The organism is Tepidibacter thalassicus DSM 15285 (genome assembly GCF_900129915.1).
In the GTDB taxonomy this organism is placed as follows: domain Bacteria; phylum Bacillota; class Clostridia; order Peptostreptococcales; family Peptostreptococcaceae; genus Tepidibacter; species Tepidibacter thalassicus.
Genome location: NZ_FQXH01000013.1, coordinates 1 through 16,760, shown reverse-complemented (window position 1 = coordinate 16,760; position 16,760 = coordinate 1). Strand labels below are relative to the sequence as shown.

The following is a 16,760-nucleotide window of genomic DNA, read 5'->3' as shown; positions in this document are numbered from 1 at the left end:
AGGATGATTATATGGATTTTTTGTTCGATGATTATATCAAAACTAAAAGGGTTTATCATATAGTATCTTTAAGAGATTTGGATTATATACTTGAAAAAGGAATACATTATAATGATAAGGTGACATACAATACGAAATATAAAGGATTTCACGATTATATAGATGATTTTAAGACAAATAATATACCAGATTGGGTAGAGAGAAAAAAAGCTATATTTGCAAGTTTAAATTTTGAAAAAAATCATTATTTTCATTCTCACAGTGCAGTTCTCTCTATAAAAATTAATGAAGACATGTGTTGGGTTGCAAATGAAAATTTGGCAAATAAAATTTATGAGCCTTTTGTTTTGAAAGGTATATATGGGTTTGAATTTTGCAATAACTTTTTAAATAATAAAGGAAAGGAGATATTAAAAGAATATTGGAATTCTTCTTTGAGCTTTAAAGAAAATTTAATATTGAGAAAGGATTTAGAAAAAGGGTATGATGCTGAAGTATTAATTTTTCATCATATACCAAAAGATGATATAGAGGTTTTGTATATTTGTTCAGACCATGAAATGATGAGCTTAGAAGAATTTAAAAAATTTTTTAGTTAAAACTTTAGGATTAAAAATTTGTTCCTAAAGTTTTTTGTTTTTATAAATATTGCTATGATGGTATAATATCTATATTAGTTGAAATAGGGGGTATTTAGATGAAAGTTGGCAAACTAACAACAGAACAACTTAAAAAACTTGTTTTTTCTACATTGAACAAAAAAAGAAAGGAAGTTTTAATTAGACCCAATATAGGAGAGGATTGTGCAGTTGTAGATTTTGGGGAATATGTATGTGTAATGAGTACAGATCCTATAACTGGAACTGCTGAAGAAATAGGAAAACTCGCTATTCATATAACGTGTAATGATATAGCATCTAGTGGAGTTGAACCTATAGGTATTATGCTTACTATAATGGCTCCAAAAGGTACAAAAGAGGAAGAAATAAAAAAAATAATGGAAGATGCATCTAATGAAGCTGATAAATTAAATGTAGATATAATAGGTGGACATACTGAAATAACAAGTGCAGTAAACAGGATTGTTATATCATCAACTGGAATAGGAAAGCAGTTAAAGAGAAATATATTAAATAAAAATATCCCTAGGGAAGGCGATGTGATTGTACTGACGAAAGGTGCAGGGATTGAAGGAACAGGTATTATATGTTTTGAAAAAGAGGATGAGTTAAAGAATTTATACGGTGAAAAAATAATAAATGAAGGTAAATCTTTGCTTGATAAAATAAGTGTTGTAAAAGAAGGGATTATAGCAGGTAAAATAGGGGTAAGTTGTATGCATGATGTAACTGAAGGTGGAGTATTGGGGGCAATTTGGGAAATGTGTACTCTTTATAATTTGGGATGTGTTATTTATGAAGATAAAATAAAAATAAACAATAGTACAAGTGTTGTATGTAATCATTTTAATATAAACCCATTAAGGCTTATATCCAGTGGTTCTATGATAATTGGAGTTGATAAATGTAAGTTAAATAAATTAAAATGTGAATTTGAAAAAGAAAATATAGAATTTTGTATAATAGGAGAATTTAATAGATGTAATAAAAAAGTTTTAATTAGTAGTGAGTTTGAAGAAGAAATAGTTCCTCCTGAAAGTGATGAATTATATAAAGTTATTTAATGTTACAATTAATTTACAAATATTGAGTTGAGTTGACACTATATTTTAACAAATGATATTCTTAAAATAAGATGTAGAAAGTTAATAGGAGGAATTTGGATGAAAAGATTGGGTTATATAATTACTTTTTTTATACTAATAGTTTCTTTAATTTTTAGTACAAGTTTTGCAGAAGAAAAAATAGATAAAAAAGAATTTGTTGTAGATGGCAAAATTGTTAAACTTCCTGTTATAAAAGTAAAGCTTGATGGTGAATTTCTAAATGGGGATGTTCCTCCTATTATATTAAATGATAGAACTTTAGTTCCTGTAAGGCTTATATCGGAAAATTTAGGGGCAGAAGTAACATGGGATCAAGAAGAATACAAGGTACATATTAATAAGGAAGATAAAGAGATAATTTTAAAAATAGACAGTTATAAGGCAGATGTAAATGGGAAAGAATATATACTTCCTGATAATGTTCCTGCAAAACTAGTCAGTGATAGAACTATGGTTCCGGTTAGGTTTGTTTCTGAACAATTAGGGGTAAATGTAGATTGGGATGATATAAACAGAGTAGTACTTCTTGAAAATAAAAATGAAGAAAAGAATTATGTGAAATTGAATGATGTCAAAATAAAAAGTGATGAAGTTAGGTTGAAAATGAGCGATAAAACATCTTATAAAGATGTAGTTTTGGTAAATCCAGATAGATTAGTAATAGATTTAGAAAATACTAAGATAGAAACTTTGAAAGATAAATATGAAGGATTAGGACCTTTGATAAGTGGAGTGAGAATCTCTCAATTTAAAGAAGAACCTTTAGAAGCCAGAGTAGTTGTAGATTTGAAATATATGTTAGATTATGATATAGATCAAGAAGATAATGAGATAATAATAAAATTTGATTTAGATGATAATTTTGCTGAATTTAAATTTGAAAAAGTTGATGATAAAGAGAATTTTATTATTAAAAGAGATATAAAAACTGATTATAAAAGTTTTTATTTAAAAAATCCAAATAGGCTTGTAATTGACTTATATTATACTAAATTAAAATTAGAAGATGATGATTTGATAGAAAAAGAATTAGAAGAAAATTATGTAAAGAGTTATAAAGCTTATTATTATAAAGATGATGAAAAAACTAGACTAGTTTTAAATTTAAATGAAGATATAAATATAGATGAGTATGAAAAAAGTGTTGAAATTTTAGAAGAAGAAAATGATTTAAAAATATTATTTAATTTTTTAAATATAGAAAATGAAAATTTAATGTATAAATTAAATAGAAATAGTTCTGTATTTACAATTGTTCAAAACTCTGAGGAGAAAGCTGAAGATATAGATTATGATGAATGGTTTAATAAAATAAAAATTAAAGTGAAAAATGAATATGTAGATTTAGATGATGAAGATATAAATATAGATGATGAATATGTGGAAAATATAGAAGTAGATAAGTCTTCTGAGTACACTTATATTGATGTAAAGCTTAAAGATGATGTATTATTTGATATATTAAAATATGGAGAAGATAAAGATATTGAGATTAAGTTTTTCAAACAAAGACATATTGAGAGTGGAAAATATTTAATTGTTATAGATGCAGGCCATGGCGGAGATGATCCGGGAGCTATATCTCCTATAGATAGAACTAAAGAAAAGGATTTAACTCTTGAAATATCAAAAAAGCTCGATGAAAAATTAAAAGAAAATGGGTACGATACGATAATGACAAGAGATACAGATACGTATATAAAATTAAGAGAAAGAACTGATTTGGCGAATGAAAGTAAAGCTGATATTTTTGTAAGTATACACATAAATGCAGTTGGTAAAACTGATATACATGGAATACAAACTCTTTATTATCCTAATGATGGAGAATATGCAAATGGAAGGGATAATGAAAGTTTTGCTAAATTGATACAAGAAGAATTGTTAAAAGAGACAAATGCAGTTGACAGAAAAATAGTAAAAAGACCTAATTTAGTTGTAATTAAGTATACACAAATGCCAGCTGTTTTAGTTGAATGTGGATTTTTAACTAATAGCTATGAATTAGAATTGTTGAAATCACCTGAATATCAATATAAATTAGTTGAAGGTATATATAAAGGGATAGAAAGGTATTTAGAAGAAAAGGGAGAGTAGAATTGCTCTTCCTTATTTTTATCTAGTAAAAAAATTTTTGTTCATAATATGGCATTTATTGTATAATAATAAAGTATAGTCATTAATAGAAAGGATGGTTTTTTTGAATAGATTAGATGGAAGAAAAAATGATGAAATTAGAAATATAAGAATAATAAGAGATTATACTAAATACGCAGAAGGTTCTGTTTTAATAGAGATGGGAGATACGAAAGTATTGTGTAATGCATCTATTGAAGATAGAGTTCCTCCGTTTTTAAAAAACAGTGGTACAGGGTGGATTACAGCAGAATATTCAATGCTTCCAAGGTCTACTCATCAAAGGAAAGTAAGAGAGTCTTCAAGGGGAAAAGTAGATGGAAGAACACAGGAAATTCAAAGACTTATAGGAAGAGCTTTAAGATCAGTAATAAATCTCGATGCTTTAGGAGAAAGAACTATATGGATAGATTGTGATGTTATTCAGGCTGATGGTGGAACTAGAACTGCATCAATAACAGGTGCATTTGTTGCCATGGCTGATGCTTTATATAAACTTTACAGACAAAAACTCATTGATAAAATTCCTATAAAGTCGTTTGTATCTGCTGTAAGTGTAGGTATTCTTAATGGTGAGAATATACTTGATCTTTGTTATGAAGAAGATTCAAATGCTCAAGTAGATATGAATATAGTAATGACAGATAAAGGAGAATTTGTAGAAGTTCAGGGAACAGGAGAAGAATTTCCATTTACAAAAGAGCAGTTATATGATCTTTTAGAATTAGGAGAAAAGGGAAATAGAATGTTAATAGATGCTCAAAAAAGAGCTTTAGGTCAAATTTCAGATTTGATATTAGGAACAAAACCACAAGTAGTTATTGCAACTTCTAATTCTCATAAACTTGAAGAAATAGGAAAAATATTAAAGGATTTTGATTTAGAAATACTTTCTATGAAAGATGTAGGACTTAATGGAATTGAAATAGATGAAAATGGAGCTACATTTGAAGAAAATGCTTTAATTAAAGCAAGAGAAGTGGCAAATAGAACTGGAAAAATAACAATAGCAGATGATTCAGGGCTTATGGTAGATGCGATAGGAGGAAAGCCTGGAATATATTCGTCTAGATTTGCTGGTGAAAATGCTACGGATAAGGAAAATAATGAAAAACTTTTGAAAATGTTAAGTAATGTTAACATGAGTCAAAGAACTGCTAGATTTGTGTCTTGTATTGCAGTTGTATTTCCAAATAATGAAGAATTTACAGTGAGAGGAACAATTGAAGGAAAAATAGGATTTGAAGAAAAAGGAAGTAATGGATTTGGATACGATCCATTGTTTATAGTAGATAAATACAATAAGACTTTTGGAGAACTTCCAGGTGAAGTTAAAAATAAAATAAGTCATAGAGCGAATGCTTTAGAAAAAATGAAACAAGAGTTTGAAAAGAGGTTTAAATAATAATGAAGATAGGTGTAATAGGTGATACTCATAGGAATTTTAAGTATATAGATAAAGCAATAGATTATTTAAGGGAATGCGATTTAATACTTCATACGGGAGATAATTTTTTTGATTCAAGATATATTTATAAAATGACAGGAGTAAATACTATAGGTGTTAAGGGAAATTGTGATTTTGAAGATGTTGAAGATGAAATTGTATTTAAAGTGGAGGATTTTAATATATTTTTATGCCATGGACATAAATACGATGTTAAATATGGCTTGAGAAGTATTAAAAAAAGAGCTTTGGAATTAGGAGTAGATATAGTTGTATTTGGACACACTCATACTCAACTTAATTTAAAAGAAAATAATATACTGTTTTTAAATCCAGGAAGCATATCGCTTCCAAGAGGAACAACTAAAAAAAGTTTTTTTATTATAAATATTGAAAAAGGAAATATTGATATTGAAGATATTTATTTGTAAGGAGTATTGATATGGATTATATTTGGGGTTACCTGTTTATATTTGCTGCAAGATGCACAGATGTATCTATGGCAACTGTTAGAACTATAATGGTTGTAAAGGGGAGAAAGTTTGTAGCAGCTTTGATTGGGTTTGTAGAAATAATTATATATATATTGGCGATAAATAAAGTCTTGAGCAATATGGATAATATAGGAAATATATTATCTTACGCTTTAGGATTTGCTGCGGGAAATTATGTAGGAATATTGATAGAAGAAAAAATGGCAATAGGAACTTTAGTTGCACAAATTATCACTAAAAAAGATATAGAAGGATTTTCTAATTATTTAAGAGAAAAAAATTTTGGGGTAACAGTTACAGAAGGAAGTGGAAGAGAAGGCAAAATACACATATTAAATGTAGTATTGGACAGAAAAGACCTTCCAAGTTTTGAAGTGTGTGTAGATAAATATGATAAAGATGCTTTTATAACAATATCAGATGTTAGAAATATAAAAGGTGGATATTTTAGAGGTAAACGTAGAATGAAGAAAAAATGACCTAAATATTTAGGCCATTTTTTCTTTTTAAATATAAAAAGCTATGAGATAAATTGTACTTAATATAATAGATAAAATCATCAAAGGAAAACCTATTTTTAAATACTCAATAAAAGATATACTGTGATTATTTTTCTTTAGTATTCCCGCTACTATAACGTTTGCTGATGCTCCTATTAAACTTCCATTTCCTCCAAGGCATGCTCCGAGAGATAAAGCCCACCAAAGAGGCATTACATTTATATCAGATAAAAGAGATATTTTTTTTATTAGAGGAATCATTGTAGCAACAAAAGGAATATTGTCTAAAAATGAAGATAGTATAGAGCTACTCCAAAGAAGTAGAATAGTTGCTAAAGCTAAGTTATCACTAGCAAAAGAAACTATAACTTGTGCAATTTCATCTATAATACCTACTTTTTCAATTCCACCTACAAGTATAAACAAGAACATAAAGAAAAATATGGTAGTCCATTCGATTGAATGAAGAACTTCTTCAACATTAGCTTTACTTATTACCATCATAATAGAAGCTCCTATTAAAGCGACTGAGGAAGATTCTAGTCCTACATATTGATGAGTCATGAGACCACATACAACTAAAAACAATACAGTTAAACATTTTATTAGAAGTTTTCTATCTTTTAATGCGAGTTTTTCATCAAATTTAAATATTTTTTTCTTTGTTTCTTCATCTACTATTAATTGTTTTTTATACATAAATTTAAACAAATATACTGTAATTATTAGTATTATAAGAGATATAGGACCTGTGTTTAATATAAAATGCAAAAATCCAATATTTGCAGAACTTCCAATCATTATATTTGGAGGATCTCCAATGAGAGTTGCAGTACCTCCAATGTTAGAAGAAAGTATTTGAGGTATTAAGAAAGGTATAGGATTTAAATTGAGAGTATCTGTTATGACAAGGGTTACAGGCGCTATTAAAAGCACTGTGGTAACGTTATCCAAAAATGCAGATAGGATTGCTGTTACAAAACAGAAAATAATCATTATTTTTAGAGGATCTCCTTTTGAAATTTTAGCTGATTTTATAGCTATATATTGAAATAGTCCTGTACTTTTTAGTATATTTACTATAATCATCATACCTACTAATAATCCTATTGTGTTAAAATCAATAAAATGAAGAGCTTCTTCTTCTGTTAAAATTCCAAATAAAATTAACAATGATGCTCCTAAAAAAGATATAGCTGTTCTATCTATTTTTTCTGAAATAATAAATGTGTATGTTGCTATAAATATAATTAATGCTATAATGGTTTCAGACATAGAATTTTCAACTCCTTTATAAATTTATTTGAGCTTGATATTAGTAAAAAAGATTAACATGTTTACTAATATTTATTATAATTATATGAAAATTTAGGAAAAAAGTAAATGAAAGAATCACTCTCTTGTAAATAAAAAATGTTATATGTTATAATAAAATGGTTATAAAAGAAAATAAAGAAAGGTACATAGGAGGAATACAAAATGAATTCAGAATTAATTAAAAAAGAAAATAATGAAGTTACTTTAAAAATTACTGTAAGCAGTGATGAATTTGAAAAAGCAGTTAATAAGGCATATAATAAATTAAAGGGAAGATTTAACATTCCAGGATTTAGAAAAGGAAAAGCTCCTAAAAGTTTAATAGAAGCTCAATATGGTAAGGGAGTATTTTATGATGAAGCTATAAATATAGTATTCCCAGAAGTATATACAAAAGCTATAGATGAAAACAATTTAGAGCCAGTGGATAGACCAGAACTTGATATAGAAGAAATAGGAGATGGAAAGGACTTAGTACTTTCTGTTAAAGTTACTGTAAAACCTGAAGTTAAATTAGGAGAATATAAAGGTATAGAAGTAGATAAAATTGAATATACTGTAAAAGAAGAAGATGTAGAAGCTAGACTTGAACAAATGAGAAATCAAAATGCTAGATTAGTAACTGTTGAAGATAGACCAGTTCAAGATAAAGATACAGTTACAATAGATTTTGAAGGATTTGTAGATGGAGAAGCTTTTGAAGGTGGAAAAGGAGAAAACTATAATTTAGTTATAGGTTCAGGAACATTTATACCAGGATTTGAAGAACAATTAATAGGAGCAAAAATAGGAGAAGAAGTAAAAGTAAATGTAACTTTCCCTGAAGAATATCATGCAGAGAATTTAGCTGGAAAACCTGCTGTATTTGAAGTGAAAATAAAAGAAATAAAAGTGAAGGAACTTCCTGAGCTTGATGATGAATTTGCTAAGGATGTAAGTGAATTTGATACTTTAGATGAATTAAAAAGCGATATAAAGAATAAATTAGAAGAAGATGCAAAAAATAGGGAAGAAGCAGAAATAAGAAATAAAGTTATAGAAAAAGCTGTTGAAGTTTGTGAGGTTGAAGTACCTGAAGTTATGGTAGAAAATCAAATAAGCAATATGTTAAGAGATTTTGATTATCAATTACAAATGCAAGGATTAAATCTTGAAAAATATATACAATACACAGGAATGAAAATAGATGATTTAAAATCTCAAATGAAAGAAGAAGCTGAAAAGAAAGTGAAAACATCTTTAGTTCTTGAAGCTATTTTAAAAGAAGAAAAAATAGAAGTTTCTGATGAAGATGTGAATAAAGAAATAGAAGAAATGGCAAAAATGTATAAAATGGATTTAGATAAGTTTAAAGCAACACTTCGTGATGAAGATATGGATTATTTTAAAGAAAATATAGCTGTTAAGAAAACTATAGACATGTTAGTTGAAAATGCTAAAATAGCTTAGTTCTTACAGTAGCCTAATTTAGGCTACTGTATCTATATACAGGATATATAACAAAGGAGGGGTATTTTATGGCTTTAGTACCTGTAGTAGTAGAACAAACAGGAAGAGGAGAAAGATCTTATGATATATATTCTAGACTTTTAAAGGATAGAATAATATTTTTAGGAGATGAAGTAAATGACACTACAGCAAGTCTTGTTGTAGCACAGCTTTTATTTTTAGAATCAGAAGATCCTGATAAAGATATATATCTATATATAAATTCACCAGGAGGAAGTATTACTGCTGGAATGGCTATTTATGATACAATGCAATATATAAAACCTGATGTTTGCACTATTTGTATAGGAATGGCGGCGTCTATGGGAGCATTTTTATTAAATGCTGGAGCAAAAGGTAAAAGATTTGCTCTTCCAAATAGTGAAATAATGATACATCAGCCATTAGGAGGAACAAGAGGTCAGGCTACGGACATACAAATACATGCACAGAGAATTATAAAAATGAAAGAGAAATTAAATAAGATTTTATCAGAAAGAACTGGACAGCCGCTTGAAAAAATAAAACAAGACACAGAAAGAGATTATTTCATGGATGCACATGAGGCTAAAGAATATGGAATAATTGATGAAGTTATAAGCAAAAGATTATAGCTCAAATTAAGAGAGGTGTAAAAATGTCAAAATTTGAAGATAAAAAACATCTAAAGTGTTCTTTTTGTGGAAAAAATCAGGAGCAAGTTAGAAGGCTTATAGCAGGACCAAATGTGTATATTTGTGATGAGTGTGTTGAGCTTTGTGAGGAGATAATAAAAGAAGAATTTGAAGAGTCTTTTGAAAGTGATTTTACTACTCTTCCAAAGCCTATGGAGATAAAAGAAATTTTAGATGAATACGTAATTGGTCAAAATGAAGCTAAGAAGGCTTTATCTGTTGCTGTATATAATCATTATAAAAGAATATATACAAGCAATAAAAGCAGTAAAGATGTTGAAGTTCAAAAAAGTAATATATTAATGCTTGGACCTACTGGTTCAGGTAAAACTTTACTTGCACAAACTCTTGCTAAGATACTTAATGTTCCTTTTGCCATGGCAGATGCTACTTCGCTTACAGAAGCTGGATATGTTGGAGAAGATGTGGAAAATATTCTTTTAAAATTAATTCAAGCTGCAGATTATGATTTAGAGAGAGCAGAAAAAGGTATAATATATATAGATGAGATAGATAAAATAGCGAGAAAATCGGATAATCCATCTATAACAAGAGATGTTAGTGGAGAAGGAGTTCAGCAAGCACTTCTTAAAATACTAGAAGGAACTACTGCTAATGTACCACCACAAGGAGGAAGAAAGCATCCACATCAAGAATTTTTACAGATAGATACCACTAATATATTGTTCATAGTAGGTGGAGCTTTTGATGGAATAGATAAAATAATTAAAAAGAGAACAGGTCAAAAAACTTTAGGTTTTGGAGCTAAAATAGAAAGTAAAAAAGAGGAGGATTTGAGTAAGTTATACAGACAAGTTCAACCAGAAGACTTACTTAAATTTGGACTTATACCGGAATTTATAGGTAGAGTTCCAGTGGTTGTAACTTTAGATTTATTAGATGAAGATGCTTTAGTTAGAATATTAAAAGAGCCTAAAAATGCTCTTACAAAGCAGTATAAAAAATTATTTGATATGGATAATGTAGAGCTTGAATTTAGAGAAGATGCATTGAAAGCCATAGCTAAAAAGGCTATTGAGAGAAATACAGGTGCAAGAGGTCTTAGAAGTATATTGGAAGAAGCTATGATGGACATTATGTTTGAAATACCATCTAGAAAAGATATAGAAAAAGTAGTTATAACTGAAGAAACTATAAATGGCAATAAAGAGCCATTAATTATGTTTGAAAATGACAGTAAAAAACCAGAAGAAAGTGCATAAAAGGGGCATTATGCCCCTTTTAAAATTGTTCCAGCTAATCCAAATCCGATTATTATAATTATCGGATGGACTTTTTTGGAATTTAATAAAATAAAAGACAATAAAAAAATCATAAAAGAATATAAGTCAAATATACTCTTGTTGAATGTAGAATAAGCTGATGACAGTATAAATCCAACAGTTATTGGTTTTAAAAATTTGAGAATTTTTGATAAATGTTTATTGTCTTTGTATTTTTCAAGAGCAGGAGATAATATATTCATACAAATAATTGAAAAACTTATTACGCCAAGTGTTGCAAATATACTTCCTAAAATGTAGTAGTATTTATATCCTATAAATGTAGCGCTGTTTATTGCGATAGGACCAGGGGAAGCTTGAGAAATAGCGAGCACGTCTAAAAATTCTTTGTATGTAAGCCACCCTTTAAGTTTGATTATTTCTCTTTCGATAAATGGCAACATGGCATAGCCACCACCAAAACTAAAAGCTCCTATTTTAAAAAATGCTATAAAAATTTTAAATAGACTTAATATTTTGTACATAACCCTATAATTCCTCCAATTAATATTATATATATCGGATTAACTGAAAAAAACGTAACTAAAATAAAAGATGTGATAAAAAGTAATATATGTATTTTATTTTTATCTATATTTTTAAACATTTTAAAAAAAGAATACAAAAGAAGAGAGGCAACTACGGGCCTTACTCCGTAAAAAAATCCTTCTATGTAATTTGAATTTTTGTTTATGGTGTATAAAAAAGCTAATAATAATATAGAAAAAAAAGAAGGAAGAACGACACCTAAAAGACATACCAAACTTCCCGGGATTTTGTAAAACCTATACCCTAAAAGCAGTGATATATTAACTGCTATGGCTCCGGGAAAACTTTGAGCTATAGATACATAATCTAAAAAATCATCTTCAGTTAATAATTTTTGTTTATTTACAATTTCTTCTTGGATTAGAGGAATCATAGCGTATCCTCCTCCAAAGGTAACTGAGCCTATTTTTAAAAAAGTTAAGAATAATTTAAGCATGATTACCTCCTAAATGATTTTATAAAAATATTATAACACTTAAAAAACAAATAAACTCTATAATTTATATTATATTGAAAAATTTTTAAGGGAAATATATAATAGTATAGACATTTCAATAAAAATACTAAAAAATTTAAAAGAACGATTTTTTTACATAAGGAGTGATGTTATGGAGCAAAACTATACGATGAAAGAACATCAATTGCCACTTATACCTCTTAGAGGGTTAGCGGTATTTCCATATATGGTTTTACATTTTGATGTTGGTAGAGATAAATCTATAAATGCATTAGAAGAAGCCATGGTTGATGAACAGCTTATATTTTTAACATCTCAAAAAGAAGCTGAAGTAGATTTACCTACACCAAATGATTTTTATCATATAGGAACAATATGTAAGATAAAACAAATGTTAAAACTTCCTGGAGATACTATAAGAGTATTGGTAGAAGGTATATCTAGAGCTGAAATAAAAGAAGTTATACAGGAAGAACCGTTTTTTAAAGCTGTTTTAGAAGAAGTAGTTTATGATGAAGAACTTATTAAGGAAGATAAAGAAGTAGAAGCATTGATGAGAAATGTATTTGAATCATTTGAAGAATATATCAACATAAGCAATAGAATTTCTCCAGAAATACTACTTTCTTTATCTGATATAGAGGATGCTAGTAGGTTTGTAGATACTATAGCTTCAAATATGTTTTTAAAACCTCTTCAAAAACAAGAAATACTAGAAATATTTGATCCTAAAAAGAGATTGGAAAAAATATACAAAATATTACTTGAAGAAATAGATATTTTAAAAATAGAAAAGAAAATAAGTTTAAGAGTAAAAAAACAGATAAACAAAGTTCAAAAGGAATACTATCTAAGAGAGCAACTTAAAGCAATTCAAAAAGAGCTTGGAGAAGATGAAGAAATAGCCGATGAAATTGAAGAATACAAAAATAAATTAAAAAAATTAAAGGTAAAAAAAGAAATAAAAGAAAAAATATCTAAAGAAATAAACAGGCTATCGAGAATGTCTTCATCTTCAGCTGAATCTAGTGTTATAAGAAATTATTTAGATACAATTTTTTCGCTTCCTTGGAATAATGAAATTAAAGATAAAATAGATATAAAAGAGTCTAGAAAAATACTTGATCAAGATCATTACGGACTTGAAAAAGTAAAAGAAAGAATTATTGAATATTTAGCTATAAGGAAACTTGCTAAATCGATGAAAGGACCTATACTTTGTCTTGTTGGACCTCCAGGAGTTGGTAAAACTTCTATAGCAAAATCAGTAGCGAAATCTTTAAATAGAAAATTTGTAAGAGTATCTTTAGGTGGAGTGAGAGATGAAGCTGAAATAAGAGGGCATAGAAGAACTTATGTTGGAGCTATACCTGGAAGAATTATAAATGCTATAAAAGAAGCAAAAAGTAAAAATCCGGTATTTTTATTTGATGAAATAGACAAAATGGCCTCTGATTTTAGAGGAGATCCAGCTTCAGCAATGCTTGAAGTTTTAGATCCGGAGCAAAATAAGGAATTTGTGGATCATTATTTAGAAATACCATTTGATTTATCTAAGGTTTTATTTATAACTACTGCAAACAGTTTAAGTACTATTCCAAGACCATTACTTGACAGAATGGAGATAATAGAAATTTCTGGATATACAGAAGAAGAAAAATTGAAAATATCTCAAAAATACTTACTTCCAAAACAAATAAAAGAACATGGGCTTAAAGAAGACTTTTTGAAAATAGGAGAAGATACTTTAAGGGATATAATTAACTATTATACAAGAGAATCTGGAGTTAGAAATTTAGAGAGAACAATAGGTAAGGTTTGTAGAAAAGCAGCTACAAGATATGTAGAAAATCCAAATTTAAAATCAATAAGAGTTAATAGAACTAATTTGGAAAAATACCTTGGAAAGAAAAGATATAGATATGAACTTATAAAAGAAAAGCCTGAGATTGGAATAGTTACGGGGCTTGCTTGGACTGCAGTAGGAGGAGATACATTGTCAATAGAAGTAACTCCGATGAAGGGAAAAGGACAACTTGTATTAACTGGACAACTTGGAGATGTTATGAAAGAATCTGCAAAAGCAGGTATTTCGTATATAAGATCTAGATGTGAAGAATTGAATATAGATCCTGAATTTTATAAAGAAAAAGATATACACATTCATATTCCGGAAGGAGCTATTCCGAAGGATGGTCCATCTGCTGGTATAACAATGGCAACTGCAGTAATATCTGCTTTATCACAGATACCAGTAAGCAATACTGTGGCTATGACTGGAGAAATAACTTTAAGAGGAAGAGTTTTAGCTGTTGGAGGAATTAAAGAAAAGGTACTTGCAGCTCATAGAGCTGGAATTAAAAAAGTGTTACTTCCAATTGAAAATAAAAAAGATTTAGAAGATATTCCTGAAAATGTAAAGAAAAAAATGGAATTTGTATTAGTAGAGAACATGGATGAAGTATTAGAGCATGCATTAGTAAGGGATGGTGAATAAATTGAAAATTAGATCGGCAGAAATTGTAGTAAGTGCTGTTAATAGAGATCAATACCCTAATGAAGGTATTCCTGAAATAGCCTTTGTAGGGAGATCTAATGTAGGTAAATCTTCTAGTATAAATTCTCTTTTGAATAGAAGACAGTTTGCTAGAGTCAGTCAAACACCGGGAAAAACTAGAACTATAAATTTTTATTTAATAAATAAAGAATTTTATTTTGTGGATTTGCCAGGTTATGGATATGCCAAAGTATCAAAAACAGAAAAGGCTAGTTGGGGCAAAATAATGGAAAGATATTTAAGTCGTAGAAAAGAACTTTGCAATATATTTTTATTAGTCGATATAAGACATGAACCTACTAATGATGATAAAGCGATGTACGATTGGATAAAATACTATGGATATGATTGTACTATTGTAGCGACAAAAGCTGATAAGATATCTAGAGGAAAGTATCAAAAACATCTCAGCATAATAAGAAAAAAACTAGGGCTTAGTGATGAAAAGATAATTCCTGTTTCATCATTGAAAAAAACAGGGTTTGATGATTTATGGAACGAGATAATAAATATATATACAGAAAAAGGATATAATATAACTGTAGATTAGGGCCTTTGAATGTAAGGTCCTTATTTTTTTTATTTTTTTAAATTTATTCTTAATTTTATGAATATTATGTGGTAATATATAAATATATTTATATGTATAGAAAAAATTTACAATGTAAGGAGTTGGAAATATGAGAGACCCTAGGATAAATAAGTTGGCTAAAAATTTAATTAATTATTCAGTAGAGTTAAAAGAGGGAGAGAAGATATTAATTGATGTCAAGGGAGATGATATCGATCTTGCTAAAGAACTTGTAAAAGAAGCTTACGAAGTAGGAGGTATTCCTTTTGTTTCAGTTAAGAATGATATTATATTAAGAGAAATTTTGATGAAAACAAATAAAGAACAGATAAAAAGCATGGCAAAATATGAACTTGAAAGAATGAAGGAAATGGATGCTTATATTTCTATCAGAGGTACAAATAATATAACTGAACTTTCAGATGTACCAGAAGATAATATGAGTTTGTATATGGAAGAATTTATTGGGCCTGTACATATAAAAGAAAGAGTGGCAAATACAAAATGGTGTGTAATGAGATATCCGAATCCATCTATGGCTCAACTTGCAGGAACTAGTACAGAAAAATTTGAAGATTTTTATTTTAATGTATGTAACTTAGATTATTCTAAAATGTCAAAGGCAATGGATTCATTGGTAAATCTTATGGAAAAAACAGATAAAGTGAAAATAATAGGACCAGGTACAGAACTTACTTTTTCAATAAAGGATATACCTGTAGTAAAATGTGATGGAAAGATGAATATACCTGATGGGGAAGTATATACAGCACCGGTTAAGGACTCTGTAAACGGATACATAACATATAATACTCCAGCTGTATATAATGGATTTACATATGAAAATATAAGACTTGAATTTAAAGATGGAAAAATAGTAAAAGCTATTGCAAATGACACAGATAGAATAAATAAAATATTCGATACGGATGAAGGAGCAAGATATGTAGGCGAATTTGCAATAGGAGTAAATCCGTATATAGAAAAACCTATGAAAGATACATTGTTTGATGAAAAAATTAAAGGAAGTTTTCATTTTACTCCAGGAAATAGCTATAAAGATGCTTACAATGGAAATAATTCTTCAATACATTGGGATTTAGTTTGTATTCAAACTCCGGAATTTGGAGGAGGAGAAATTTACTTTGATGATGTTTTGATTAGAAAAGATGGATTATTTGTTATAGAAGAATTGAAATGTTTAAATCCTGAAAATTTAAAATAAATAAAAAGCACTAGTGTTTATGAATTGATATGCTCCCCTTATAGTAGACAGTTAAAATAATAAAACTGTTGGCTATAAGGAGGAGTATTTTTTATGGGAAGAAAAAGTAAGTTCACAACAAATGAAAAATTAGAATATGTTCTTAGATGTATAAATGGAGAGGACTCTATCAATCATACTGCTAAACTAATTGGTGTTAATCGAAGCACCTTAAGCAATTGGATTCGAAATTATCAATCATTAGGAATTAATGGATTAAATACCACATCTAAGAATACTTCTTATTCAGAAAAAATTAAGAATATGTCTGTGAGAGATTATCTTGATGGAAAAGGA

At 28.3% G+C, this 16,760-nt stretch carries 16 protein-coding genes; 13 read left to right on the top strand and 3 right to left on the bottom strand.

Annotated elements, in window-relative coordinates; all coding sequences use genetic code 11:
• Positions 1 to 11 precede the first annotated feature (11 nt).
• The 6 genes from BUA19_RS06780 to BUA19_RS06755 all read left to right on the top strand — a co-directional run bounded on the left by BUA19_RS06780 (position 12) and on the right by BUA19_RS06755 (position 6,282).
• Positions 12 to 599 carry a hypothetical protein gene (locus BUA19_RS06780; RefSeq protein ID WP_072724997.1) on the top strand — a complete coding sequence of 196 codons (588 nt, stop codon included), beginning with the start codon at positions 12 to 14 and terminating at the stop codon, positions 597 to 599.
• A gap of 98 nt (positions 600 to 697) precedes the next feature.
• Positions 698 to 1,684: an AIR synthase family protein gene (locus BUA19_RS06775; protein WP_072724994.1), complete on the top strand. Its 987-nt coding sequence runs from the start codon at positions 698 to 700 to the stop codon at positions 1,682 to 1,684.
• 99 nt (positions 1,685 to 1,783) lie between these two features.
• Complete coding sequence (locus BUA19_RS06770; RefSeq protein WP_072724993.1) at positions 1,784 to 3,823, top strand: N-acetylmuramoyl-L-alanine amidase family protein; 2,040 nt, start codon at positions 1,784 to 1,786, stop codon at positions 3,821 to 3,823.
• A gap of 103 nt (positions 3,824 to 3,926) precedes the next feature.
• Positions 3,927 to 5,267: a ribonuclease PH gene (gene rph / locus BUA19_RS06765; RefSeq protein ID WP_330389027.1), complete on the top strand. Its 1,341-nt coding sequence runs from the start codon at positions 3,927 to 3,929 to the stop codon at positions 5,265 to 5,267.
• 2 nt (positions 5,268 to 5,269) lie between these two features.
• Positions 5,270 to 5,740, top strand: coding sequence for a metallophosphoesterase (locus BUA19_RS06760; RefSeq protein WP_072724989.1), 471 nt, complete (start codon positions 5,270 to 5,272; stop codon positions 5,738 to 5,740).
• Positions 5,741 to 5,751: 11 nt separating this feature from the next.
• The gene (locus BUA19_RS06755) at positions 5,752 to 6,282 is read left to right on the top strand and encodes a DUF2179 domain-containing protein (RefSeq protein ID WP_072724988.1); all 531 of its coding nucleotides are present in this window, start codon (positions 5,752 to 5,754) and stop codon (positions 6,280 to 6,282) included.
• A 27-nt stretch (positions 6,283 to 6,309) separates the two neighbouring features.
• Here BUA19_RS06755 and BUA19_RS06750 read toward each other — a convergent pair whose 3' ends face one another.
• The gene (locus BUA19_RS06750) at positions 6,310 to 7,578 is read right to left on the bottom strand and encodes an ArsB/NhaD family transporter (protein ID WP_072724986.1); all 1,269 of its coding nucleotides are present in this window, start codon (positions 7,576 to 7,578) and stop codon (positions 6,310 to 6,312) included.
• A gap of 204 nt (positions 7,579 to 7,782) precedes the next feature.
• Here BUA19_RS06750 and tig point away from each other — a divergent pair, with 204 nt between their 5' ends.
• The 3 genes from tig (at position 7,783) to clpX (ending at position 11,005) form a co-directional block, all read left to right on the top strand.
• Complete coding sequence (tig, locus tag BUA19_RS06745; protein WP_072724984.1) at positions 7,783 to 9,069, top strand: trigger factor; 1,287 nt, start codon at positions 7,783 to 7,785, stop codon at positions 9,067 to 9,069.
• Between the two features lie 68 nt (positions 9,070 to 9,137).
• The gene (clpP, locus tag BUA19_RS06740; protein ID WP_072724983.1) at positions 9,138 to 9,722 is read left to right on the top strand and encodes an ATP-dependent Clp endopeptidase proteolytic subunit ClpP; all 585 of its coding nucleotides are present in this window, start codon (positions 9,138 to 9,140) and stop codon (positions 9,720 to 9,722) included.
• A 23-nt stretch (positions 9,723 to 9,745) separates the two neighbouring features.
• Entirely contained in the window at positions 9,746 to 11,005 is a 1,260-nt protein-coding gene (gene clpX, locus BUA19_RS06735; protein WP_072724981.1) for an ATP-dependent Clp protease ATP-binding subunit ClpX, read from the top strand.
• A gap of 8 nt (positions 11,006 to 11,013) precedes the next feature.
• On the opposite strand, the gene BUA19_RS06730 is transcribed toward clpX, so the two are convergent.
• Together BUA19_RS06730 and BUA19_RS06725 are read right to left on the bottom strand one after the other, a co-directional pair.
• A complete protein-coding gene (locus BUA19_RS06730; RefSeq protein WP_072724980.1) occupies positions 11,014 to 11,550 on the bottom strand; it encodes a chromate transporter in 537 nt (178 codons plus the stop codon).
• The gene (locus tag BUA19_RS06725) at positions 11,535 to 11,987 is read right to left on the bottom strand and encodes a chromate transporter (protein WP_242939256.1); all 453 of its coding nucleotides are present in this window, start codon (positions 11,985 to 11,987) and stop codon (positions 11,535 to 11,537) included. The genes BUA19_RS06730 and BUA19_RS06725 overlap by 16 nt, the downstream gene beginning before the upstream one ends.
• Before the next feature lie 235 nt (positions 11,988 to 12,222).
• Between BUA19_RS06725 and lon the strand changes: the two genes are divergently transcribed.
• The 4 genes from lon to BUA19_RS06705 form a co-directional block, all read left to right on the top strand.
• Positions 12,223 to 14,568, top strand: coding sequence for an endopeptidase La (gene lon / locus BUA19_RS06720; protein ID WP_072724977.1), 2,346 nt, complete (start codon positions 12,223 to 12,225; stop codon positions 14,566 to 14,568).
• 1 nt (position 14,569) lies between these two features.
• Entirely contained in the window at positions 14,570 to 15,178 is a 609-nt protein-coding gene (yihA, locus tag BUA19_RS06715) for a ribosome biogenesis GTP-binding protein YihA/YsxC (RefSeq protein ID WP_072724975.1), read from the top strand.
• 130 nt (positions 15,179 to 15,308) lie between these two features.
• Positions 15,309 to 16,424, top strand: a complete 1,116-nt coding sequence (locus BUA19_RS06710) for an aminopeptidase (protein ID WP_072724974.1) — start codon at positions 15,309 to 15,311, stop codon at positions 16,422 to 16,424.
• Between the two features lie 93 nt (positions 16,425 to 16,517).
• Positions 16,518 to 16,760: helix-turn-helix domain-containing protein (locus BUA19_RS06705; RefSeq protein ID WP_143145386.1), on the top strand; the 243-nt coding region annotated here is incomplete at its 3' end.

Excerpts from the sequence above, each read along its gene's own strand:
- BUA19_RS06755 (WP_072724988.1), top strand. The coding sequence starts at position 5,752 with ATGGATTATATTTGGGGTTACCTGTTTATATTTGCTGCAAGATGCACA.
- BUA19_RS06775 (WP_072724994.1), top strand. The coding sequence starts at position 698 with ATGAAAGTTGGCAAACTAACAACAGAACAACTTAAAAAACTTGTTTTT.
- BUA19_RS06730 (WP_072724980.1), bottom strand. The coding sequence starts at position 11,550 with ATGTACAAAATATTAAGTCTATTTAAAATTTTTATAGCATTTTTTAAA.
- clpP (WP_072724983.1), top strand. The coding sequence starts at position 9,138 with ATGGCTTTAGTACCTGTAGTAGTAGAACAAACAGGAAGAGGAGAAAGA.
- lon (WP_072724977.1), top strand. The coding sequence starts at position 12,223 with ATGGAGCAAAACTATACGATGAAAGAACATCAATTGCCACTTATACCT.
- BUA19_RS06725 (WP_242939256.1), bottom strand. The coding sequence starts at position 11,987 with ATGATTCCTCTAATCCAAGAAGAAATTGTAAATAAACAAAAATTATTA.
- BUA19_RS06770 (WP_072724993.1), top strand. The coding sequence starts at position 1,784 with ATGAAAAGATTGGGTTATATAATTACTTTTTTTATACTAATAGTTTCT.
- tig (WP_072724984.1), top strand. The coding sequence starts at position 7,783 with ATGAATTCAGAATTAATTAAAAAAGAAAATAATGAAGTTACTTTAAAA.
- BUA19_RS06780 (WP_072724997.1), top strand. The coding sequence starts at position 12 with ATGGATTTTTTGTTCGATGATTATATCAAAACTAAAAGGGTTTATCAT.
- BUA19_RS06760 (WP_072724989.1), top strand. The coding sequence starts at position 5,270 with ATGAAGATAGGTGTAATAGGTGATACTCATAGGAATTTTAAGTATATA.
- clpX (WP_072724981.1), top strand. The coding sequence starts at position 9,746 with ATGTCAAAATTTGAAGATAAAAAACATCTAAAGTGTTCTTTTTGTGGA.
- BUA19_RS06710 (WP_072724974.1), top strand. The coding sequence starts at position 15,309 with ATGAGAGACCCTAGGATAAATAAGTTGGCTAAAAATTTAATTAATTAT.
- BUA19_RS06750 (WP_072724986.1), bottom strand. The coding sequence starts at position 7,578 with ATGTCTGAAACCATTATAGCATTAATTATATTTATAGCAACATACACA.